Origin of the sequence: Solwaraspora sp. WMMD792 (genome assembly GCF_029626105.1) — a bacterium.
Lineage (GTDB): Bacteria > Actinomycetota > Actinomycetes > Mycobacteriales > Micromonosporaceae > Micromonospora_E.
The window spans coordinates 1,320,907-1,341,823 of the sequence record NZ_JARUBH010000009.1; the positions used below are offsets into that span (position 1 = coordinate 1,320,907).

A 20,917-nucleotide genomic window follows, 5' to 3' on the forward strand; every position below is an offset into this window, starting at 1 on the left:
GAATTCTAGTTGACCAGAATCTTGACCACGAGGCTCCGGTGCTGCTTCCGGTGCTGCGTTCCCGGTGCCGGAACCCGCCGCCCGGGCGCTGCGGCAGGTGAGGTGCGGCCGACCCGTCCGGGTCGGCCGCACCGATGATCATCGACGTTGTCGGTTCAGGTCGCGCAGATCGCGTACGCGCGGGTGTACCAGTTGCCGGGGATGCCGGTCGGGTCCTCCAGCGAGATGTCGACGGCGCTGGTCAGCGCGGCGTCCGGGTAGACGCCAGCGTGGATCGCCTGGCCCACCCCGCCGGTGATCTCGGCACCCAACCCGTGCAGCCGCTTGCCGGCCGGGCACGAGGCGCCGACCACCTTGTCGGTGGAGTTGACCGCCGAGGTCGCGGTGACCAGTTGGAGTCCGGGCAGCGGGTTGGCGCAGACACCGTACGACCAGAGGCTCCAGCTGCCGGCGTAGCCGGCCTCGTCCTCGTAGCCGGTGACCGTGGCGCTGGTCAGCGCCCCGTTCGGTCGCAGATCGTCGATCACCACGTTGCCGGCACCGTTCAGGGTGCGGGCACCGACGCTGATCAACTGCTTGCCGGCCGGGCAGGTCGCCGTTGCGGCCTTGTAGCTGTCGGAGTTGCTGGCCGTCTGGAAGCTGACGTACTGCAGCCCGGCCGGCGCCCGGCCGCAGATGCCGTACGCGTACACCCGCCAGTTGCCGGCGTAGGCGCCGTTCTCCGCGGCACCGGCGGCGAACCGGTCGCTGCTACCGAGTGCCTGCAGTCGGGTGAACCCGACCTGCCGGCCGCCGCCGCTGACGTAGCCGCCGCCACCGAGGATCCGGGTGCCGGCCGGGCAGACCGCGAGGGCTTCCTTGCTGCTGGTCGAATCGAGCGCGCTGACGCCGCTGACGAAGACCAGGCCGGGCACCGCCGACGCCGGAGCGGCCACCGCCACCCCGACCAGGGTGCTACCCGCCGCCACCAGTGCGGCCAGCGCCAGACGTACCAGTCGATTGTTCACTGTGCTCTCCCTACTCGTGGGATCTGACACAGCTGTGAGCACGGCGCTGCCCGGCCACCAACAACTTTCCTGCAAGATCCTTTGTGGGTGGCCGAGAACCTGTCGCTGTGGCTGGGCGTCGTCGCGGTGAGCATGCTGTTCGTCTGCCCTACCGCGGGCGCCGGCGCGACGGCTGCTCAACCTACGCGTTACCGCGACGGCGGGCGGTGCCCTCCTCGCGCTGGGCGGGAGCCGCGATCCCTGGTCCGCCTACGGTTGGAGTAGACGGACAACTGCACCGAGCCGGCGGGCGGACCGGCCCGCCGGCTCGGATCGCCCGGTACCGTGCACCGACAGGGCGTCCTGACAAGGCCGGTAGACCTTCTCGGTGGCAGCTGGCCACAGTGGCCACAGCATCTCGCTATGCTGTTCTCCCTGTCACGACCGTGCCACCCTCGGGAGTCTCTTAGTGGATAGGCGAGCCGAAAGTTCCAACGTCGACGAGGTCCAGCACTCAGAGTCCGGGCCCCCGATCGGGGTGGATATGACGGTCCCGAGCGTGGCCCGGGTCTACGACGCGCTGCTGGGCGGCAAGGACAACTTCGCTGTCGACCGGGCCGTCCGCGACAAGCTGATGGAGATCACCCCCGGTGGTGCCGACGTGCCGCTCTACAACCGGGCCGTGCTGGGCCGGGGCGTTCGGTACCTGGCCAGCCAGGGCATCGATCAATTCATCGACCTCGGCGCCGGCCTGCCGACGGTACAGAACACCCACGAGGTCGCGCAGAGCGTGAATCCGCAGGCCCGGGTCGTCTATGTCGACATCGATCCGATGGTTCTGGCCCACGGCCGCGCGTTGCTGGCCGAGAACCAGAACACCACGGTGATCACAGCCGATTTCTGCGACCCCGACTCGGTGCTGAACCATCCCGATCTGCGGGCCGTGATCGATCTCGACCGACCGGTCGGACTGCTCATGGTGGCCGTGCTTCACCACCTCGACGATTCGCAGCACCCCGGCCAGCTGGTCGCGCGTTACCGGGACGCCGTCGTGTCGGGCAGCTACCTGTTCATCACCCATTTCATCGACGGCGGCGATGAGACCGCCGAGATCGAGCGGGTGATGCTCACTGACCTGGGCAGCGGTCGGTTCCGCAGCTTCGATGAGGTCCGCGGCTTCTTCACCGGCATGGAGCTGGTGGAGCCAGGCGTTGTCTACAACCCGCTCTGGCGTCCGGACCCGACCAGCGTCGTGCCGGACCCGATGACCCTCGCCGGGAAGATCATCGGTGCCGGGTTGGGACGTAAGCCTTGACCCAGGGCAGATGGCCGGTAGGTGCATCGTCCAGGTGACCCCCGGGCGGGCGATCGCCCCGGACCCGGTCGACCCGCTGTGGTTGCACTCGCCCGGCGGCTGATCTAGGGTCTCGCGGAAAGCGCTTGCCGATCCCGCCAGGAGGGCACGTGACAGCCACCGACCAGGTGCTCCACAGTGGCATGTGCTCGGTGACCCTCCGGCGGGAACCGGCGCTCACCGTGCTGGACGTCGCCGCACGGGCAGGCCTGCGTCGCGTCGAATGGGGCGGCGACGTGCACGTGCCGCCCGGCGACACCCGGGCCGCCGCCCTGGTCCGCGCGGCCAGCCAGGACCGGGGCGTCGAGGTCGCCTCCTACGGCTCCTACTTCCGCGCCGGGGCCGACCCGGACGAGGACTTCGCGCCTGTACTCGCCAGCGCGGTCGCGCTCGGCGCACCCCGGATCCGGATCTGGGCCGGCACCCTAGGCTCGGCCGAGGCCAGCGCCGAGCAGCGTCGGGCAGTGGTCCGGTCCAGCCGGGCCGCCGCCGAACAGGCCGCCGCCGTCGGGGTCGAGCTCGCGTTCGAATACCACTCCGGCACGTTGACCGACACCGCCGAGTCGACGCTGCGGCTGCTCGCCGACGTCGACCATCCGGCCGTACGCACGTACTGGCAGCCGCCGCTCGACCTGCCCGACGCCGCCGCCGTCGCCGACCTGCGCCAGGTGCTGCCCTGGGTCGACGCGGTGCATGTCTTCTCCTGGTGGCCCGGCTACCATCGGCTGCCGTTGACCGCCCGCGACCGGCTCTGGCGCGACGTCTTCGCCGAACTGCGCGGTGCCGGCCGCGACTTTGACACCCTGCTGGAGTTCGTGATCGACGACGATCCCGCCCGGGTCGCCACCGAAGCGGCTTCGCTGGCCCAGCTGATCACTGCCGATCGGCATGACGGCTGAGTTCGGGCCGCCGGCGACGGCCGGGCCCGGGCCGCTCGCCCGCCGGTGGGCGGCGCTGGATCCGCACCAGCGGACGGCAGCACTCGACCAGGCACGGCAGGCGATCGGAGTCACCGCCGGCACCGGTCGGTCGGCTTGGCCGCATGTCGACGACGTCACTGAGCGGGCCATCGTGGCAGCCGCCGAGGCCGACCGGGGCACCGCCTGGCCCCGACTGCTGCTGTCCGACTACGCCCGCTACTGGCGCGACGGGGTCCGCACCGCTTACGAGCAACCCGCCGGTGAGCTGCGGCGGCGTACCGCCACATCCGCGCTGGCCGCCGCGCTGCACGGCCAGCCCTACCTCGACGAGGCCGCCGACGGGCTGCTGCAGCTCTGCGAGCAGACCACCTGGTGCTGGGCGGCGCACGAGCAGTTCGCCGCCGAGGCCGGTCGGGTGGTGCCCGACGTCGACCGGCCGTACCTGGACCTCGGGGCGGCCGAGACGGTTGCCGTACTGGCCTGGGCCGACCTGATCCTCGGTACGGCGCTCGACGAACGCACCCCGGGGCTGCGCCAACGGATCCGCCGGGAGACCCGCGCCCGGGTGATCGAGCCGTTCCTGGGCAGCCGTGACTGGCACTGGCTCGGCCTGGACGGGCACCTGCACAACTGGAACCCGTGGATCCACGGCCACCTGCTGGCCGCCGCGTTGTTCCTGGTCGATGACGCGGACGTCCGGACCCGAACGGTCAATCTCGTCGTCGACGGACTCGACCGCTACCTCGGCTCGCTGCCCGCCGACGGCGGCTGCGACGAGGGGTACGCGTACTGGTGGAACGGGCCGGCGCGGCTGGCCGAAGCCCTCGACCTGCTCGACCGGGTCCTCGGCGGCCGGCTCGACCCGTGGCGGTGGCCGCCGTTGCCGCAACTGGCCCGCTACCCGCCCCGGATGGCCCTCGGCGACGGCTGGTACGTCAACGTCGGCGACGGGCCGGCCCGGCCGAGCGCCGCGCAGGCCTGGCAGGTGCTGCACCGCTGGGGCCGGGCCACCGGCGACCGGCAGGTGATCGACCACGCGGCCAGCCACCGTATCCCCGGTGAGCCGGCCGTGACGCTCGCCGCCGGGCTGGGCCGGGCGGTGCTCGGCCTGACCGATCCGCAGTGGATCACCCAACCACCGACCGCGCCGCCGTTGCCGGCCACCACCTGGCTGCCCGACCTGCAGTTGCTGGTCAGTCGGGAACGGGCCGGCAGCACCGCCGGGCTGACCGTGGCGGTCAAGGGCGGCCACAACGACGAGAACCACAACCACAACGACGTCGGCTCGTACCTGGTCGCGCTGGACGGGTGCCCGGTGCTGGTCGACCTCGGCCAGCCCACCTACACCGCGATCTCGTTCGCCGACCGCCGGTACGAGCAGTGGGTCACCCGCAGCGAGTGGCACAACCTGCCGGTCGTCGGTGGCCACGGGCAGGCCGCCGGCCGCGACTTCCGGGCAGCGTCGGTCGCCGCCGACACCGGACCCGATGCCGACGCGCTGCACCTGGACCTGGCCGCCGCGTACCCGCCGGAGGCCGGCTGCCGGTCGTGGCTGCGGCAGGTGCGGCTGGACCGCCGCCGGTCGACGGTGACCGTCACCGAGCGGTGGCAGGTCGACGACCCGGCCGACCTGCGGCTGCACCACGTCGTCGCCGGCGAGCCGCTGACCCACACCGCCGGGCGGCTCGCCGTACGGACCCTGGCCGGCGGGGACATCGTCCTCACCTGGGATCCGCTGCTCGGCGTCGGCCGGCTGGAGCGAGAGTCGGTCGACGACCCGCTGCTGCGCGACGTCTGGGGCCCAGCCGTGCACCGGCTCGTGCTCACCCTGCCGGCCCAGCGGACCGGTTCCGTCACCGTGACCGTCAACGGAGGCTCCGAATGATCGCCGACGAAGAGGCAGCCGACGACTGGCGGCTGTCGCCGTTCACCGGCTACACCCGCGCGCACTGGGCGGCGGCCGCCGACCGGATGCTGCTGGCGCTGCGTCCGTACGCCTCGCCCGACCACGCCCGGATCGACCTGCCCGGCCGGTCCAGCGCCTACGGACCGGACAGCGACTCGCTCGAGGCGTTCGCCCGGTCGTTTCTGCTGGCAGCGGTCCGGCTGCACGGCGAGGCCGGCGCCGACCCGCACGGGCTGGCCGACTGGTACGCCGCCGGGCTGCGCGCCGGCACCGACCCGACCTCGCCGACCGCCTGGCCCCGGCCGGACCGGCTGGACCAGGCCAAGGTCGAAGCTTGCTCGATCGCGTTGGGGCTGCACCTGACCCGGCCCTGGCTGTGGGACCGGCTCGACGAGGCGACCCGGCAGCGCACCGTCGACTGGCTGGCCACTGTCGTCGGGCAGGCGTATCCGCCGATCAACTGGGTGTGGTTCCAGATCGTCGTGGAGACCTTCCTGCGCTCGGTCGGCGGCCCGTGGTCGACTGAGGACATCGAGTCGGGGCTGCGGGTGCACGAGTCGCTGTACCGGGCCGACGGCTGGTACTCCGACGGCCCGGAGCGCGCCTACGACCACTACGTCGGCTGGGCGTTGCACGTCTACCCGCTGCTCTGGGCCGACCAGGCCGGTGAGCTGTGCCCGGACGGGCTGCGTCAGGCGTGGCGGCAGCGGCTCGCGGCGTTCCTCGACGACGCGGTCCGGCTGGTCGGGGCCGACGGGTCGCCGCTGATGCAGGGCCGCAGCCTGGCGTACCGGTTCGCGGCGGCCGCACCGCTGTGGGTCGGGGCGATGACCGGTGCGACCGACGTGGCGCCGGGGGTGCTACGTCGGGCGGCGAGCGGGATGCTGCGCCACTTCCATGACCACGGGGCACCGGACGGGCGTGGTCTGCTGCCCATCGGCTGGCACCACGAGTGGCCGACGATGGCCCAGTCGTACTCGGGGCCAGGGTCGCCGTACTGGGCGGCGAAGGGGATGCTGGGGCTGGCCCTGCCGGCCGATCATCCGGTGTGGACGGCGACCGAGCAGCCGTTACCGGTCGAGCGGGCGGACCTGCTGGCCGCGCTGCCGACGCCGGGCTGGCTGGTCGCCGGCACGCGGAGTGACGGCGTGGTCCGGGTGGTCAACCACGGCACCGACCACTCGGTGCCCGGCGACGAGCGCGCCGACTCGCCGCTGTACGCCCGGCTCGGCTACTCGACGGCGACGATGCCGCCGCTGACCGGGGCCACCGTCGGCGACCCGTCGGACAATTCGGTCACGGTGGTCGACGCGACGGGCCGGAGCAGTCACCGCAACGGGTTCGTGACGGTCGACTGCCGGCTGGTCAACGGGGTCGGTTGGGCGGTGTCGCGGGCCGACACCCACTGGGTCGACACCGACGACGACACCGGCCCGGACCACGGGTCCGGCCGGCGGGGCCGGCTGCGCCGGGGCCCAGTGGTGACGGTGGCCTCGGCGGTGCGCGGCCCGACCGAGGTACGACTGGCCCGGGTCGACTCCGCCGACGGCCTCGACGACGGCACCGTGCTGGAGCTCAGCGGCTGGCCGGTCGCCGGTGACGTACCGCCGCCCGCGCGTACCGGCGACGACCCGCCGGTGTCCGTCGTGGCCGGCGCCGCGGTCACGTCCCGGCTGGTCGGCCTGGCCGGCTTCGAGCATGCGCAGGTACGCCGGGAGCGGTCCACCTCGCCGCTGGGTGATCAGGTGGCGGTGCCGGTGCTGCGGACCGCCACCGCGCCGGCACCCGGCCGGGTGCACGTGGCGGCCGTGACCCTGACCGGCGCCGGATCCGACCCGGCCGGTGCCGGGGGAGGTCCGGCGGATGCCGCCGCGCCGGCGGTTGCGGTGACGGCCGGCGGCCCTGGCGACACGGTCGACATCCGCTGGCCGGACGGTCACACCTCGACGATGCTGCTGCCGGCCGCGCCGGGGTGAGCTCAGCGCGGCGGCCGGGGCGTGGACGATTCGCGGATCACCAGTTCGGGGGTGATCAGCACCCGTTGCACCGGGCGGCGCCGGCCCTCGACCAGCCGGGCCACCATCAGCTCGACCGCCACCCGGCCCACCTGGTTCTTCGGCGGGCGGACGGAGCTGAGCGCCGGCTCGGCCAGGTGCGCCACCTCGTCGTCGTAGGAGACCAGGGCGAGCTGGTCGGGGATCGGCACGCCCTGCTCGGCGCAGTACTGCGCGACCGACATGGCGTCCGGGTCGCCGTGCACGATCAGTGCGGTGACGCCTTCGCGGCGGCACCGCCGCAGCACGTCGCCGATGATCTCCCGGTGCCCCGGGGAGTCCAACGCGACCGCTTCCCGGATGACCAGGTCGGCGGGCAGGCCCAGGTCCGCGCAGGCCAGCGCCCAGCCCTGGGCGAGGTGGGCGGAGGTGGGACTGCCCTTGGAGAGCACCAGGCCGATCCGACGGTGACCGTGCTCGTGCAGGTGCCGTACCGCCATCTCCAGGCCGAGGGCGTGGTCGCTGCGGACCCATTCGAGCTGGCGCAGGGTAGGGGTCCACCGGGGGGCCTGCCGTTCGACCAGGATCGTCGGCACCGGCAGGTTGCCGATCCAGGCGATCATGTCGGCGGCACCGTCGGTGTCCAGGCTGGGTGCCAGCAGTAGCCCCTGCACCTGTTGCGCGTCGATCAGCCGGGTGATCTGCCGGCGGTCCTCGGTCGGGTCGTAGCTCGACCCGCGCAGCTGGATGTGTACGCCGAGCGAGGCGGCGGCGCTGCGGGCGCCGGTGACGATCTGCGGCCAGTAGTAGTCCAGTGACGGCACCACCATGCCGATGGTGAACCGGGTCGGCGCCACCCGGGGTCGGCGCGGTGCCGGCCCGAGCTGGGTGGGCAGGGTCGCACCGCCGTGCACTCTGGTCAGCAGGTTGCTCTCGGCCAGGGCGGCGATGTCGCGGCGTACGGTCAGCTCACTCACCCCGAGCAGCGGGGCCAGGTCGGCCACCCGTACCGATCCGTGCCGGCGCAGCTCCTCCAGCAGCCGCTCCCGGCGCTGCAGGTTGAACATCCGATCCGCCGGCATGGGCACTCCCGTCCATGTTCGTTCGCGAACGTTTCCGACCGAATGAGATCGGCTGGTAGCGAGCATGTTCACCGAAGGTTAACCATGTCACATCGGCGAATCCAGCAGGTCCCCACGACGTCGGACGTCGGCCGGAGATTCGCCACCAGAGGAGACACGTTGACGGTGCACACCCCGCCGCAGGCGCTCGTCGTGATGGACCGGGACTCCTACCGGGCCCACTTCGACGAGGCTCGGCTGGAGCGCCTCGGCGGCCTTGTCGCCCTGGCCGATCCGATCTGGGCCGACGAACTCGACTCCCCGGCGGTACGCGCCCGGCTGGCCACGGTCGAGGTGCTGGTGACGTCCTGGGGGGCACCCCCGCTGACCCGGCAGCGGCTGGACACCGCGCCCGCCCTGCGCGCCGTCTTCCACGCCGCCGGCAGCGTCCGGTCACTGGTGACCGACGAGGTGTGGCGGCGCGGCATCCAGGTCAGCACCGCCGCCGACGCCAACGCCGTGCCGGTCGCCGAGTACACCCTCGCCGCGATCATCTTCGCCGGCAAGAAAGTGCCGTTCATTGCCGCCGACCCTGACCGGGCGTACCGGGGATGGAGCCACCACCACGGGCACGGCGACCTGTCCAACTACCGCCGCACCATCGGCGTCGTCGGCTTCTCCCGGATCGGCCGCCGGGTCGTCGACCTGATCGGCTGCCTCGACTCGGCCCGCTGCCTGGTCGCCGACCCGTACGCCGACCCGGCCGAGGTCACGCTCGCCGGCGGCACCCTGGTCGAGCTGGCCGAGCTGCTGCCGCACAGCGACATCCTCACCCTGCACGCGCCGGAGCTGCCCAGCACGTACCGCATGATCGGCGCGGCCGAACTCGCGCTGCTGCCCGACCACGCGACCGTGATCAACACGGCCCGGGGCAGCCTGGTCGACCCGGCGGCGCTCGCCGCCGAATGCCGCTCCGGCCGGCTGTACGCGATCCTCGACGTCACCGACCCCGAACCGCTACCCGTCGACGCCGCCCTGCGCGGCAGCCCGAACGTCATGGTCAGCCCGCACCTGGCCGGTTCCCTCGGCACCGAGATCCACCGGCTGACCGACCACACCCTCGACGAACTGGCCCGCTGGACCGGCGGGGAACCACTGCACGCCGAAGTCACCCCGGACGCGTTCACGCTGCACGCCTGACCGGCCGGGCTCCGTACCACTAAGAAATCCCGCACCCTCCGCAAAAGGAGTCACCTGATGAACCGACACACCGGCAGGATGAACCGACACCTCGGCAGGGCGGTGGCCGCCGCGACCGCACTGGTTCTCGTCACCGCCGGCTGCGGTGGTGGCGACGAGCCGGCCGTCGGCGACGACGGCCGCGAGATTCTCACCATCGCCCTGTGGAACTACGACAGCACCCCCGAGTTCGCGGCCCTGATCGACGGGTTCGAGGCCGCTCACCCGGACATCGACGTGCAACCGGTGGACATCCTCGCCGACGACTACGCCGAGAAGGTCACCACCATGCTGGCCGGTGGCGACCAGACAGACGTGCTCACCATGAAGAACGTCACCGACTACTCCCGGTACGCGCTGCGCGGCCAGTTGGCGTCGGTGGCCGACGAGGCCGCCGACCTCGACCAGAGCAAGTACCTCAGCCTGGAGCCGTTCAACCTCGACGGGGACTACTTCGCGTTGCCGTACCGCCAGGACTTCTGGGTCCTGTACTACAACAAGGCCATGCTCGCCGACACCGGCGCCGACCTGACCAGCCTCACCTGGGCCGAGTACGCCGACCTGGCCAAGCAGCTGACCAGCGGCAGCGGCCAGGACACCGTCTACGGCACCTACCACCACACCTGGCGCTCCATCATCCACTCGACGGCGGCGGCGCAGAGCGGCGGCGACCTGATCGGCGGCGAGTACGGCTTCCTCAAGGACCGCTACGAGATGGTCCTCGACCTGCAGGACGCCGGCGCGACTCTGCCGTGGGCCACGGCGTCGACGCAGAAGGTCCAGTACCACACGATGTTCTCCACCGAGCAGGCCGCGATGCTGCCGATGGGCACCTGGTACGCGGCCCGGCTGATCGAGGAGAAGAAGGCCGGCAGCATCGACGTCGACTGGGGCATCGCGCCGCTGCCGCAGGTCACCGAGGGCGGCCCGGTCACCACCTTCGGCTCGCCGACGGCGTTCGCGGTCAACAACAAGGCCCGCAACTCCGAGGCCGCCCGGACCTTCGTCGCCTGGGCCGCCGGCCCCGAGGGCGCGGCGGCGATCGCCAGCATCGGCGTCTACCCGGCCTACTCCGACGAGACGATCACCGAGACCTACTTCGGCGTCGACGGCATGACCAACGACGAGGTCGCCCAGGCGGCGTTCCAGCCCGACGAGGTGGTGCTGGAGATGCCGGTCAGCGAGAAGTCCTCCGACGTGGACGTCATCCTCACCGAGGAGCACGAGCTGATCATGATCGGTGAGCGGGCCGTGGACGACGGGCTCGCCGAGATGGGCGAGCGGGTCACCTCCGAGGTCGACTGACTCGCACCATGGCGATCCACACCCCGATCGACACCGTACGCACACCGGTACCCGGCGGTCCGCCGCCGGGTACCGGTGCGGCACGTCGGCTGCGCCGACGCAACACCCTGGCCGGCTGGAGCTTCATCCTGCCGAACTTCGTCGGCTTCGCCGCGCTGACCCTGGTGCCCGTCGTCGCCGCGCTGGCGTTGGCGTTCTTGGAGTGGAACTCCTACAGCACCCCGGAATGGGTCGGGCTGGACAACTTCCGCCGGATGGTGGGCAGCGAGACGTTCTGGACCGCGCTGTACAACACCACCTACTACGCGCTCGGGCACATCCCGTTGACCCTGGTCGCCGCGCTCGGCTTCGCCGTACTGCTCAACCGGGCGCTGCGCGGCGTCCGGTTCTTCCGTACCGCGTTGTTCTTCCCCTACATCACCGCGCTGGTCGCGGTGGCCGTGGTGTGGAACATGCTGTTCAACCCCGACGCCGGGCCGGTCAACCAGCTGCTGCGGGCGATCGGCATCGACAACCCGCCGGGCTGGACCACCTCGACGACCTGGGCGATGCCGGCGGTGATCATCACCAGTGTCTGGCGGGACATGGGCTACTACATGGTGCTCTACCTGGCCGGGCTGCAGACCATCCCGGCCGAGCTGTACGAGGCGGCCCGCACCGACGGGGCGTCGGCCTGGCAGCGGTTCCGGCACATCACCGTGCCGTCGCTGCGGCCCACCACCTTCTTCGTGCTGATCATGCTGACCATCTCCAGCTTCAAGGTGTTCGACCTGATCCAGGTGATGACCGAGGGCGGTCCGGGCCGCTCCACGCTGGTGCTGTCGCAGCTGATCTTCCGGGAGGGGATCACCCAGGGCCGGTTCGGCTACTCGTCGGCGATCGCCATGGTGCTGTTCGTGGTCGTCCTGGTGATCACGGTGGTCCAGTTCCAGCTGCAGCGGAGGGGGGAACGATGAGCCTCGCCGTGCTGCGCCGGGCCGTCCTGCAGGTGCTGCTCACCGTCCTCGGCCTGGCCGTGCTGGTGCCGTTCGCCTGGATGCTGGTCTCCTCGGTCAAGCTGGACTCGCAGGTGCTCACCGTGCCGATCCAGTGGATCCCGCAGGAGTTCCACTTCGACAACTACGTCCGCATCTGGGACCGGATCCCACTCGGCACCTACCTGTACAACTCGATGTTCCTCAGCGTCACCATCACGTTCCTGCAGGTGCTGACCGGCAGCTTCGCCGCGTACGGCTTCGCGAAGATCAGCTTCCCGGGCCGTGACCTTTTGTTCCTCGCCTACATCGCCACGATCGCCGTGCCCTGGCAGGCGTACATGGTGCCGCAGTACATCATCATGGAACGGCTCGGCCTGGTGAACACCCACCTGTCGCTGATCCTGCTGCAGGCGTTCGGCGCGTTCGGGGTGTTCCTGATGCGCCAGTACTACCTGACCATCCCCGACGAGCTGACCGAGGCCGCCCGCATCGACGGCCTCAACGAGTACGGCATCTGGGCGCGCATCGTGCTGCCGCTGTCCAAGCCGGCGCTGGCCAGCCTGGCGCTGCTCACCTTCGTCAACACCTGGAACGACTACATGGGACCGTTCATCTATCTGACCAGCAACGACCTCTGGACCGTACAGATCGGGCTGCGAACCTTCATCGGGCTCTACGAAGCCGAGTACGCCATGATCATGACCGGTTCGGTGCTGTCGATCCTGCCGATCCTGGTCGTCTTCCTGTTCGGCCAGCGCTACTTCGTGCAGGGCATCGCCACGAGCGGGTTGAAATGACGGCGGCCCGCATGCGTCAACCGGCCCGGCAGCCGCTGCGGCCGTCGCTGACCGCGCGGGTCAACGTCGGCGCGGACACCTGGTCGACGATCTGGTCACTGGTGCACCGGGTGCTGGTGGTCAACCTCGGGCTGGCCGTGGCCAACCTGCCGCTGCTGGTCGCGCTCGCCGTCGTCGCCCAGCCGTGGCGCTACCCGGTCTTCTTCGGGCTGCTGTCGCTCAGCGTCGGGCCGGCGGTCACCGCCGCGTTCGGCTACCTGCGGCAGGCCGAGGACGACGACCGGGCACCGGTACGCGAGTTCTTCCGCGCGTACCGGCGGAACTTCTTTGCCGCGCTGGCCCGCTGGGCGGCGGCGACGGCGCTGGTGGCGGTCCTGGTGACCGACATCGTCTGGCTGCACGACGCCGGCACTGCGGCGGTGCTCGTACCGCTGCTGGTGGTGCTGACCGTGCTGGTTGCCGCCACGACGGTGCTGCTGTTGGCCCTGGTCGAGCTGGCCCCGGGCCTCGGCGTGCGCGCGGCCGTCCGGGCCGCGGCCTGGTCGGCGGTACGCCGGGCACCGCTGAGCCTGCTCAGCCTGGTCGTGCTGCTGGCCGCCCTGCTGTCGGTCAACCAGGCGCCGCTGCTGGCGCTGTCGACGCTGCCCGGCTGCGCGCTGCTGGTCGTCTGGGTCAACAGCCGCGCCGCGCTGGCGTCGAGTACTTGACGTACTTGACGTACGCCCCTGCCTGCGGCTTGCTTGTTCCCAAGAGGACGAGGAGGTGCCCGATGTCGGTCACGCACTATGACAGCTACACCGAGGCTCGCGCGCACTTGAAGGATCTGCTGGACGCGGCCGAGCGGGGGCGCGTGGCTACGGTCAGGCGGGATGCGGCGCGGACGGCCGTGGTGGATGTTGAACGCCTCCGTTCCTCCCTCGCATCGCTCAGTGCACACCGCGCGCAGGTCGTCGCCGAAGCGGGCGGATGGTCGGTTTTCATCCCTGGCCTGCCCATCGCGGCGGATAGCGCGACGTTCGACGAGGCGATCACTGAGATGATCGTGGCGCTGCGCGAGTACGCCGAGGACTGGCAGGAGCGCCTGCTCGACGCTCCGAATCACCGGAGCAACTGGGCGCTGGTACAGATGATCAGTCTTAGCGACGATGATCAGTTGCGAGACTGGCTTGCGGGGTCCGGCCGGTGACTTGGCCGCCGCCCACTCGCCAGGACCACGAGAGATTCTGCGACACCGAAGGGTGGAAGCGGGTGCGTGACGCCCTCGGCCGCGTCGAGGACGTACGGCGTCATGGTGAGAGATACGAGCCGCTGACGGTGGCGGGGCTGGGCGCGCTGCTCGTCGGCGCTGACGAGCAGCGACGGTGGCGGTTGGTGGCGGAGTTCCTTGAGGAGTACCGGTCGGAGCCAGCGGAGAATCGGACTGCTCTGCTGGAGCAGGAGCCGGCTGTCACCGGCGATGAGCGCTGGGACGTGTTCCTGGCCGCGTTGACGGAACACCTGGCGACCAAGGATGGTCGCGGGGCACCGGCATGGGCCGAGGCACGATCACTGCGCCGGTTCTGGTTCCCGTTCAACACCCGGGCCGCGCGGGTCGACGCGGTGGTGCACGCCCCGGCGGCGTTCCGCCGTCGCGGAGTCTACGTATCGCCGCAAGAATTGAACGTCGCGTGAGCGCCGCTGATCCGCTCCTGGACCGCGTAGCGATCGAGGACGCATTCCGCCGGCTCGACGACAAAACCTACCCGGGGTGTTCCCTCGACAGCCGGTACCGTGACATGAGGTGCGATCCGGGGTAGCGATCGCGTTTCCATGCGATGAGGAGGTTCGGGAATGGACTCCATGCCTGGTCTGACCTTCGGACAGCGTCTGAAGGTCTACCGCGAGCGGTCCGGAAAGACCCGAGCAGTGCTCGGCGGCCTCGTTGGTCGCAGTGCCGAGTGGGTCAAGGCAGTGGAAACCGATCGAATCCTGCCGCCGCGCATACACATGCTGGACCGCATCGCCCGTGTCCTGAAAGTTGATGTATCCGCGCTCATCGGGGAACTGGGTGACCACTCGGCCGTGGTGAACGGACCGGAGCATCCAGCATTGGCATCGGTTCGCGACGCCGTGAACCGCTCAACGCTGTCCAACGACGTCGCGGTACAGCCGTTGCCTCGGATCCGGGAGCGCCTTACGGCGGCGTGGCGGGCACGCCACCAGGCATCTGATCACCGCACGGTGCTTGGTGCACTCCTGCCGGACCTGTTGCGGGACGCGCAGCGTGCCGCGTTGATGTACGACGGCGACGAGCGTCGGCAGGCGCAGGCGCTGCTGGCAGAGGTACTGGGGCTGGCGCAGATGTTCCTGGCCTACCAGCCGGCGGCGGAACTCCTGTGGCGCGTCGCGGACCGCGCGATGGTCGCGGCTCAGGAGTCGGGGGATCCCGAAGCATTGGCGTGCGCTGGTTGGTTCTTGTGCCAGGTGCACCGGGACGCGGGAGACTGGGACACCGCCATGGCGGTGACGCTCGATGTCGTTTCGACGTTGGAGCCGCAGGTAGCCGAGTCGAACGCAAACTTGTTCGCTCTGTGGGGAGCACTGAACTTCGAGGCTGCCTACACCGCCGCGCGCGCCGGTGAGGAAGGTCGTGCGTGGCGGTACTGGGACCGTGCCGATCAAGTCGCTCAACGACTTCCGCAGGGCTTCTACCAGCCGCAGACCTCGTTCTCCCAGATCATCATGGGCGTACATGCGGTGACGGTGGCAGTGGAGTTGCAGAAGCCCGGCGAGGCGGTGCGGCAGTCACGGCGGATCGACCCGGCTGCAATCCCGTCAAGGCCGCGTCGTGCTCGACATCTGATCGAGGTTGCTCGTGGCGCTCACAGCAGGAGTAACTACGAGGCGGCTGTGGCGGCACTTCGGCAGGCGTACGAGTCGGCACCGGAGACGATTCGCTTCAACGGCTACGCCCGCCAGATCACCCTGGACCTGCTCGACGGGCCACGGACAATGAGGAACGAGGCTCGTGACCTTGCATCGAAGGTTGGCTTGGTCGCGTAGCGGAGCATCGCCAACTAGAGATTTGTGGAGGCGCTGTTCAGCGTCCCGCCCTACCCGGGGTAGGAATCGTCCCTCTTGGAAGATCGGGTTGCCCATAGCGTGCTGTGTGGGCCCGGCGTCGCATCCCGTGATCGCCCTTTTCGCGTGTCGGGCCCGCCTGCTGGGCGGCGGCTCGGGGTTGACGTGGAGAGCCACCTCGGGTCGCCGCCCTTCCAACGCTTGTTGAGGGGGGACCGTGTTCGGGAAGTGGTTTCAGCGTGCGGACGTACCGGTGGATGTGGTGTATCCGGTGCCGGGTCGGCGGCGGTACGCCGACCGTACGGTGCCTCCGCCGGATCGGCGGCCGGCGACCCGTACCGATCGCGCGGAGCGGCGTGGTGGTAACGCCGGCCGGCACTTCCTGCGGTGAAGAAGCCTCGGGCTGGCGGTGGGCCGGTGCATGAGCCGGTGCGTCCATCGTGGTGCTGTGCGGTCTGTCCGGACGGGACGCCGTGGCCGTGTCCGCCGGGTCGGACGCAGTTGGCGGAGGCGTACGTCGGGGAGCCGTTGGCGTTGTCGGTCGACGTCGGCGAGCTGCTGACCGTGGCGGCCGAGGAGGCCGGGATCACCGACCCGGCCGAGTTGTACGAGCGTTTCGTGTCGTGGACCTGGATCGACGCGGGTGGCAGGCGATGAGCGTGGCCGTCGGGCGTCGGATCGCGCTGTGGCGGGTACGGCGGCGGATGACCCAGCAGGTGCTCGCCGACCGGGTCGGTCGGTCGAAGAGCTGGGTGGAGAAGGTGGAGCGTGGTGTCCGGACGTTGGACCGGTTCTCGTTGATCCGGCAGGTCGCCGAGGTGCTGCGGGTCGACCCGGCGGAGTTGGTCGGCCCGGACCGGCCGTCGGGGGCCGGTGGGGCGGTCGACGGGGTGGCGGCGGTCCGAGCGGCGTTGGCCAGCTACGAGGTGTTCACCGCCGCCGACAGCGGACCGGCAGGGGAACGCGAGGTCACGCAGCGGGTGGAGCATGCGTGGTCGACGTACCAGCATGGGGATTATCCCCGGTTACTGCGGACGGTGCCGGAGTTGCTGGACGCCGCTCGGCGGCTGCACGCCACCCGGCCTGCGCCTGGGGCGGAGTTGTTGGTGCGCGCGTACCGGATCATCGCGCTCGTGCTGGTCAAGGTCGGCGAACCCGAGCTGGCCTGGTTGGCGGCCGATCGGGCGCTGGCCGTGGCCGGCGGCGATCCGGTGCTGGCCGGGTCGGCGGCGGTGCCGCTCGGGCAGGCGCTGCGTGGGTTGGGCCAGGACCGGTTGGCGATGACGACGACGGTCGCCGCCGCCGACCGCATCGCGGCGGTGTCTGTCGAGCGCGGCACGGTGTACGGGACGTTGCTGCTGCAGGCCGGGTTGGCCGCTGCCGGCTGCGGCGAGACCCGCAGCGTCGATGAGCTGCTCGGCCGGGCCGCTGACGTCGCTGGCCGGATCGGCGACGGGCTGGACTACCGTACGGCGAGCTTCGGCCCGGCGGCCGTCGAGCTGGCGCACGTCGTGGCGGCCGTGGAGTCGGGCGACGCCCGGCAGGCGGTACGCCGACACGAGGCAGCCGCCGGGCGGCAGGCGTGGCGCGGGCTGCCGGCCGAGCACCGGGCAGCGTATCTGGTGGACGCCGCGCGGGCATACCTCGACGTCGGCGACTTCGCGGCGGCGGGACGGTGGTTGGTCGAGGCGGACCGCGTCGTACCGGCTGAGATTCGCTGCCGGCCTTCCGCCCGTACGGTCGTGGCTGAGATTGCCCGGTGCGGGCCGGACACTGCCGGCGTCGCTCGGCTGGCGACGGCCCTCGGCCTGACGACCGGCGTTCCGTGACGAGGGAACCTGTATGACCCTCAACCCGCCAGTTTTACGACAACACAGGTTCCCTCGTCGGCGTCAGGCGGGCGGGCTGCGTCACCGCGTTCCTCGGTGAGGTGGAAGGCACTGATCCATGCCTCGGTACGCGCACGTTCCGTCGCCAGCGCGGCGTCGTCCCCGTCGTGTAGTTCGCTGCGGACGTCGTCCCAGTCGTGGAACTCGGTCATTGACTCTCCTGTCAGCGGGTCAAGGGGTAAACCATACGGGCGGGCAAGATGTAAGTATAGTTATAGTAACTACGCTTACACTAGCGTGGCGGGGTGGTGGGGTGGAGAAGCCGGCGGAGATTTTCGACCGTGACGTCGAGTGGGACGAGTTGGTCCGGTTCGCGTGCCTTCCTCAGGGCGGCGCGACGCTGGGAGTGGTCTCCGGTCGTCGTCGTCAGGGCAAGACGTTCCTGCTCGACGCACTGGTACGGGCGGCCGGCGGATTCATGTTCACGGCCACGGAGTCGTCCGAGGCTGACGCGTTGCGCCAGTACGGAGAGGCGCTCGGCGGCTATCTGGGTGAGGCGACGCCGCTGCGGTTCGCGAACTGGGACGAGGCGGTCATCCGGACGATGACACTCGCCCCTGCCGGGCCACTTCCGGTGGTGATCGACGAGTTTCCGTTCCTGGCCCGAGTCAGTCCGGCGCTGCCCTCGATCATCCAGCGGGCGCTCGACCCGGCTGGACAGCGGTCGAACACCCAGGTGCGGCTGCTGTTGTGCGGTTCGGCGTTGTCGTTCATGGGCGGCCTGCTGGCCGGCACCGCGCCGCTGCGCGGACGGGCCGGCCTGGAGTTGGTGGTCCGCACGCTCGACTACCGGGCAGCGGCCCGGTTCTGGGGGATCGCCGACCCACGCACCGCCCTGCTGGTCAACGCGATCGTCGGCGGCACCCCCGCCTACCGGCACGAGTTTACGCAGGACGACTCGCCGGCCGGACCGGACGATTTCGACGACTGGGTGGTGCGGGCCGTGTTGAACCCGGCCCGCCCGTTGTTCCGGGAGGCCCGCTACCTGTTGGCGGAGGAGCCCGACATCCGCGACCCAGCGTTGTACCACTCGGTGCTGGCGGGGATCGCGGACGGTCGTACCCGGCGTGGGGAGATCGCGAACTTCCTGGGTCGGCAGCCGTCCGACCTGGCCCATCCGCTGGGTGTGCTGGAGGACGTCGGCCTGGTCGTGCGGGAGACCGACGCGTTCAAGAGCAACCGGGGCGTCTACCGGATCGCTGAGCCACTGCTCGTCTTCTACCACGCCGTGATGCGTCCGGCCTGGGGCGATCTGGAGCGTGCGGGTCGGTCGCGGCAGGTCTGGCCTCGGCTGCAGCGCACGTTCCTGAGCAAGGTCGTCGGTCCGCACTTCGAAACGATCTGCCGCGAATGGGCCCGCTGGGAAGCCGATCCGGACGTTCTCGGCGGCTTTCCGACCCGGGTCGCGGCCGGTGTCGTCAACGACCCCGCCGCCCGCAGTCAGCACGAGGTGGACGTGGCGGTCTTCGGTCGCGACGAGCAGGGCAGCGAGGAGCTCCTCGCGATCGGCGAGGCCAAGTGGCGCGAGACCGTCGGCACCGGCCACCTGCGACGCCTGGCGCACATCCGTGACCTGTTGCGTGGCCGCGACAGCGTCCGGGTCGACCGGTGCCGGCTGCTGCTGTTCAGCGGCGGTGGCTTCGCCGACGACCTTCGCGCCGTGGCGGCCACGGACCCCGGCGTCCAGCTCGTCGACCTGGACCGCTTGTACGCGGCGGACCGATCCTGAGCGAACGACGTCAGCTCGACCGGCCGGCCTGACGCAGCACCCGGAGCAGGTCCTCGACCAGGTCCTCGGCGCTGGCCCGGCCCTTTCCGTCGGCCGCCAGGTGGCCGGTGATGGACAGGTCGGCGGCGCCGTGCGCCAGCGCGCGGACCAGCGCGGCGGCCCGTTCCGGGTCGCCGGCGGGCAGCGCCCCGGCGGCCTGGGCCTCGGCGGTCAGCTCGACGAGTCGCCGCCAGGTGGCGCCGGCCCGCTCGTGCAGGTCCGCGGAGGCGTTCATCGACCATCCGTAGACCAGCGCGAACCGACGCGGGTGCCGCTGCGCCCAGCGTACGTAGTCGAGCATGACGCGCCGCAGCAGCGCGGCGGCCTCGGCCCGTGGCGACGGTGTCGCCGTCATGACCCGTTCGAGCCGGTCGAACTCCTGGATGGCGACGGCCTCCAGCAGGGCCTGCTTGTCGGTGAAGTGCTTGTACGGCGCGTTGTGCGACACACCGGCACGACGGCCGACCTCCCGCAGGGTGACCCGCTCCGGGCCGCCCTCGTCGAGTAGTGCGGTCGCCGCGGCGACCAGGTCGTCCCTGGTGCTCATCGCCCGATCCTAGATCAGGTTGACGCTGTCAACCTGAACGACGTAGGGTCAAGTTGACAACGTCAACCTGTCGAAGGGTGCACACCGATGAGAACCGTCGTCATCACCGGAGCCACCACCGGCCTCGGGCTGCGCGTCGCCGCGCGGCTCGCCGCCCAGGGCTGGCACGTCGTGCTCGGCCACCGGTCAGAGAGCCGGGGAGAGGCGGCGGCCCGGCAGATCCGTCGCCGGACACCCGCGGCGAGCCTCGAACTGCTCCGGATCGACCTGGCCGACCTGAAATCGGTGGCCGACGCGGCCGGGGCACTGCGCCAGTCCGGGCAGCGTCCGCCGCTGCACGCCATCGTCGGCAACGCCGGCATCCAGGTCATCGACGGGGTACGCCGGTCCGCCGACGGCTACGAGCTCACCTTCGCCACCAACCACCTCGGTCACCACCTGCTCGTCACCGGGCTGCTGGACGACCTGCCCGCCGGGGCCCGGATCGCGATCGTCAGCAGCGGCACCCACTGGCGGGAGAAGAGCATGGGCTTTCCGGAGCCGCGCTGGACGAGCGCCCGCGAGCTCGCCGACCCGCCGCCGGATGCCGATTCGACCCCGACGGCGGGGCGGGTCCGCTACTCCACCTCGAAGCTGGCGAACATCTACTTCGTGTACGAGCTCGCCCGCCGACTGGACGGACGGCCGATCAGCGTCAACGCGTACGACCCGGGGCTGATGCCCGACACCAGCCTGTCCCGCGACTACCCGGCGCTCGCCCGGGCCGGATACCGGATGGCCGCCCCACTGATCAGCGCGCTGCTGCCCGGCGCCCGCAGCTCCCGGGCCTCCGCCCGGCACCTGGCAGACCTGGTCGGCGACGCCCGGTTCGACGGCACCACCGGGGCGTACCTGGAAGGGCCGAAGATCGCCCGGTCGTCACCCGAGTCGTACGACGTCGCCCGGGCGCGGCAGCTCTGGGCCGACAGCGAGTGGCTGATCGACCAGGCGCTCGCCCGCCGCTGAGCCGGGTGGACCGGTGCGGGTCGGTTCACCAGCCGCCGTGTTACGGTTGATGTTCGGGAAGTCCTGAACGTTCGTGATAATGGCGTTCCTCGATGGTGGCGTTCCTCAT

20 protein-coding genes are annotated in these 20,917 nt (G+C 70.9%); 16 read left to right on the top strand and 4 right to left on the bottom strand.

What is annotated here, in order from left to right; genetic code table 11:
• Positions 1 to 155: 155 nt before the first annotated feature.
• Positions 156 to 1,007, bottom strand: coding sequence for a hypothetical protein (locus O7629_RS07560; RefSeq protein ID WP_278168318.1), 852 nt, complete (start codon positions 1,005 to 1,007; stop codon positions 156 to 158).
• Between the two features lie 367 nt (positions 1,008 to 1,374).
• Between O7629_RS07560 and O7629_RS07565 the strand changes: the two genes are divergently transcribed.
• The 4 genes from O7629_RS07565 to O7629_RS07580 all read left to right on the top strand — a co-directional run bounded on the left by O7629_RS07565 (position 1,375) and on the right by O7629_RS07580 (position 7,142).
• Entirely contained in the window at positions 1,375 to 2,301 is a 927-nt protein-coding gene (locus O7629_RS07565) for an SAM-dependent methyltransferase (RefSeq protein ID WP_278168319.1), read from the top strand.
• Positions 2,302 to 2,450: 149 nt separating this feature from the next.
• On the top strand, positions 2,451 to 3,239 hold the full coding sequence (locus O7629_RS07570) for a TIM barrel protein (RefSeq protein ID WP_278168320.1): 789 nt from the start codon (positions 2,451 to 2,453) through the stop codon (positions 3,237 to 3,239).
• The gene (locus tag O7629_RS07575) at positions 3,229 to 5,145 is read left to right on the top strand and encodes a heparinase II/III family protein (RefSeq protein ID WP_278168321.1); all 1,917 of its coding nucleotides are present in this window, start codon (positions 3,229 to 3,231) and stop codon (positions 5,143 to 5,145) included. Before O7629_RS07570 ends, O7629_RS07575 begins: the two co-directional genes overlap by 11 nt.
• Positions 5,142 to 7,142 (top strand): DUF2264 domain-containing protein, encoded by a 2,001-nt coding sequence (locus tag O7629_RS07580; protein ID WP_278168322.1) that lies wholly within the window; start codon positions 5,142 to 5,144, stop codon positions 7,140 to 7,142. Before O7629_RS07575 ends, O7629_RS07580 begins: the two co-directional genes overlap by 4 nt.
• Positions 7,143 to 7,144: 2 nt before the next feature.
• On the opposite strand, the gene O7629_RS07585 is transcribed toward O7629_RS07580, so the two are convergent.
• Positions 7,145 to 8,242 carry a LacI family DNA-binding transcriptional regulator gene (locus O7629_RS07585; protein WP_278168323.1) on the bottom strand — a complete coding sequence of 366 codons (1,098 nt, stop codon included), beginning with the start codon at positions 8,240 to 8,242 and terminating at the stop codon, positions 7,145 to 7,147.
• Positions 8,243 to 8,407: 165 nt separating this feature from the next.
• Here O7629_RS07585 and O7629_RS07590 point away from each other — a divergent pair, with 165 nt between their 5' ends.
• The 10 genes from O7629_RS07590 (at position 8,408) to O7629_RS07635 (ending at position 17,428) form a co-directional block, all read left to right on the top strand.
• Positions 8,408 to 9,421 (top strand): hydroxyacid dehydrogenase, encoded by a 1,014-nt coding sequence (locus tag O7629_RS07590; protein ID WP_278174450.1) that lies wholly within the window; start codon positions 8,408 to 8,410, stop codon positions 9,419 to 9,421.
• Positions 9,422 to 9,478: 57 nt separating this feature from the next.
• On the top strand, positions 9,479 to 10,765 hold the full coding sequence (locus O7629_RS07595) for a sugar ABC transporter substrate-binding protein (protein ID WP_278168324.1): 1,287 nt from the start codon (positions 9,479 to 9,481) through the stop codon (positions 10,763 to 10,765).
• An 8-nt stretch (positions 10,766 to 10,773) separates the two neighbouring features.
• Entirely contained in the window at positions 10,774 to 11,721 is a 948-nt protein-coding gene (locus O7629_RS07600) for a sugar ABC transporter permease (protein WP_278168325.1), read from the top strand.
• Positions 11,718 to 12,539, top strand: coding sequence for a carbohydrate ABC transporter permease (locus tag O7629_RS07605; RefSeq protein WP_123600899.1), 822 nt, complete (start codon positions 11,718 to 11,720; stop codon positions 12,537 to 12,539). Before O7629_RS07600 ends, O7629_RS07605 begins: the two co-directional genes overlap by 4 nt.
• 11 nt (positions 12,540 to 12,550) lie before the next feature.
• A complete protein-coding gene (locus O7629_RS07610) occupies positions 12,551 to 13,246 on the top strand; it encodes a YesL family protein (RefSeq protein ID WP_278168326.1) in 696 nt (231 codons plus the stop codon).
• 62 nt (positions 13,247 to 13,308) lie between these two features.
• Positions 13,309 to 13,725, top strand: coding sequence for a hypothetical protein (locus tag O7629_RS07615; protein ID WP_278168327.1), 417 nt, complete (start codon positions 13,309 to 13,311; stop codon positions 13,723 to 13,725).
• Between the two features lie 62 nt (positions 13,726 to 13,787).
• Positions 13,788 to 14,210 (top strand): hypothetical protein, encoded by a 423-nt coding sequence (locus O7629_RS07620; protein WP_278168328.1) that lies wholly within the window; start codon positions 13,788 to 13,790, stop codon positions 14,208 to 14,210.
• 159 nt (positions 14,211 to 14,369) lie between these two features.
• Positions 14,370 to 15,581 carry a helix-turn-helix transcriptional regulator gene (locus O7629_RS07625; RefSeq protein WP_278168329.1) on the top strand — a complete coding sequence of 404 codons (1,212 nt, stop codon included), beginning with the start codon at positions 14,370 to 14,372 and terminating at the stop codon, positions 15,579 to 15,581.
• A gap of 519 nt (positions 15,582 to 16,100) precedes the next feature.
• On the top strand, positions 16,101 to 16,256 hold the full coding sequence (locus O7629_RS07630) for a hypothetical protein (RefSeq protein WP_278168330.1): 156 nt from the start codon (positions 16,101 to 16,103) through the stop codon (positions 16,254 to 16,256).
• On the top strand, positions 16,253 to 17,428 hold the full coding sequence (locus tag O7629_RS07635) for a helix-turn-helix domain-containing protein (protein WP_278168331.1): 1,176 nt from the start codon (positions 16,253 to 16,255) through the stop codon (positions 17,426 to 17,428). Before O7629_RS07630 ends, O7629_RS07635 begins: the two co-directional genes overlap by 4 nt.
• 20 nt (positions 17,429 to 17,448) lie before the next feature.
• Here O7629_RS07635 and O7629_RS07640 read toward each other — a convergent pair whose 3' ends face one another.
• Positions 17,449 to 17,640 (bottom strand): hypothetical protein, encoded by a 192-nt coding sequence (locus O7629_RS07640; protein WP_278168332.1) that lies wholly within the window; start codon positions 17,638 to 17,640, stop codon positions 17,449 to 17,451.
• A gap of 101 nt (positions 17,641 to 17,741) precedes the next feature.
• Between O7629_RS07640 and O7629_RS07645 the strand changes: the two genes are divergently transcribed.
• On the top strand, positions 17,742 to 19,217 hold the full coding sequence (locus tag O7629_RS07645; protein ID WP_278168333.1) for an ATP-binding protein: 1,476 nt from the start codon (positions 17,742 to 17,744) through the stop codon (positions 19,215 to 19,217).
• A 10-nt stretch (positions 19,218 to 19,227) separates the two neighbouring features.
• Here O7629_RS07645 and O7629_RS07650 read toward each other — a convergent pair whose 3' ends face one another.
• Positions 19,228 to 19,803: a TetR/AcrR family transcriptional regulator gene (locus O7629_RS07650; protein ID WP_278168334.1), complete on the bottom strand. Its 576-nt coding sequence runs from the start codon at positions 19,801 to 19,803 to the stop codon at positions 19,228 to 19,230.
• 87 nt (positions 19,804 to 19,890) lie between these two features.
• On the opposite strand from O7629_RS07650, the gene O7629_RS07655 reads away from it, so the two are divergent.
• Positions 19,891 to 20,808 carry an SDR family NAD(P)-dependent oxidoreductase gene (locus O7629_RS07655; RefSeq protein WP_278168335.1) on the top strand — a complete coding sequence of 306 codons (918 nt, stop codon included), beginning with the start codon at positions 19,891 to 19,893 and terminating at the stop codon, positions 20,806 to 20,808.
• Positions 20,809 to 20,917: the final 109 nt, after the last annotated feature.

Coding starts and splice junctions, on each gene's coding strand:
- O7629_RS07575 (WP_278168321.1), top strand. CDS start 3,229: ATGACGGCTGAGTTCGGGCCGCCGGCGACGGCCGGGCCCGGGCCGCTC.
- O7629_RS07580 (WP_278168322.1), top strand. CDS start 5,142: ATGATCGCCGACGAAGAGGCAGCCGACGACTGGCGGCTGTCGCCGTTC.
- O7629_RS07585 (WP_278168323.1), bottom strand. CDS start 8,242: ATGCCGGCGGATCGGATGTTCAACCTGCAGCGCCGGGAGCGGCTGCTG.
- O7629_RS07595 (WP_278168324.1), top strand. CDS start 9,479: ATGAACCGACACACCGGCAGGATGAACCGACACCTCGGCAGGGCGGTG.
- O7629_RS07600 (WP_278168325.1), top strand. CDS start 10,774: ATGGCGATCCACACCCCGATCGACACCGTACGCACACCGGTACCCGGC.
- O7629_RS07605 (WP_123600899.1), top strand. CDS start 11,718: ATGAGCCTCGCCGTGCTGCGCCGGGCCGTCCTGCAGGTGCTGCTCACC.
- O7629_RS07610 (WP_278168326.1), top strand. CDS start 12,551: ATGCGTCAACCGGCCCGGCAGCCGCTGCGGCCGTCGCTGACCGCGCGG.
- O7629_RS07615 (WP_278168327.1), top strand. CDS start 13,309: ATGTCGGTCACGCACTATGACAGCTACACCGAGGCTCGCGCGCACTTG.
- O7629_RS07625 (WP_278168329.1), top strand. CDS start 14,370: ATGGACTCCATGCCTGGTCTGACCTTCGGACAGCGTCTGAAGGTCTAC.
- O7629_RS07635 (WP_278168331.1), top strand. CDS start 16,253: ATGAGCGTGGCCGTCGGGCGTCGGATCGCGCTGTGGCGGGTACGGCGG.
- O7629_RS07640 (WP_278168332.1), bottom strand. CDS start 17,640: ATGACCGAGTTCCACGACTGGGACGACGTCCGCAGCGAACTACACGAC.
- O7629_RS07650 (WP_278168334.1), bottom strand. CDS start 19,803: ATGAGCACCAGGGACGACCTGGTCGCCGCGGCGACCGCACTACTCGAC.
- O7629_RS07655 (WP_278168335.1), top strand. CDS start 19,891: ATGAGAACCGTCGTCATCACCGGAGCCACCACCGGCCTCGGGCTGCGC.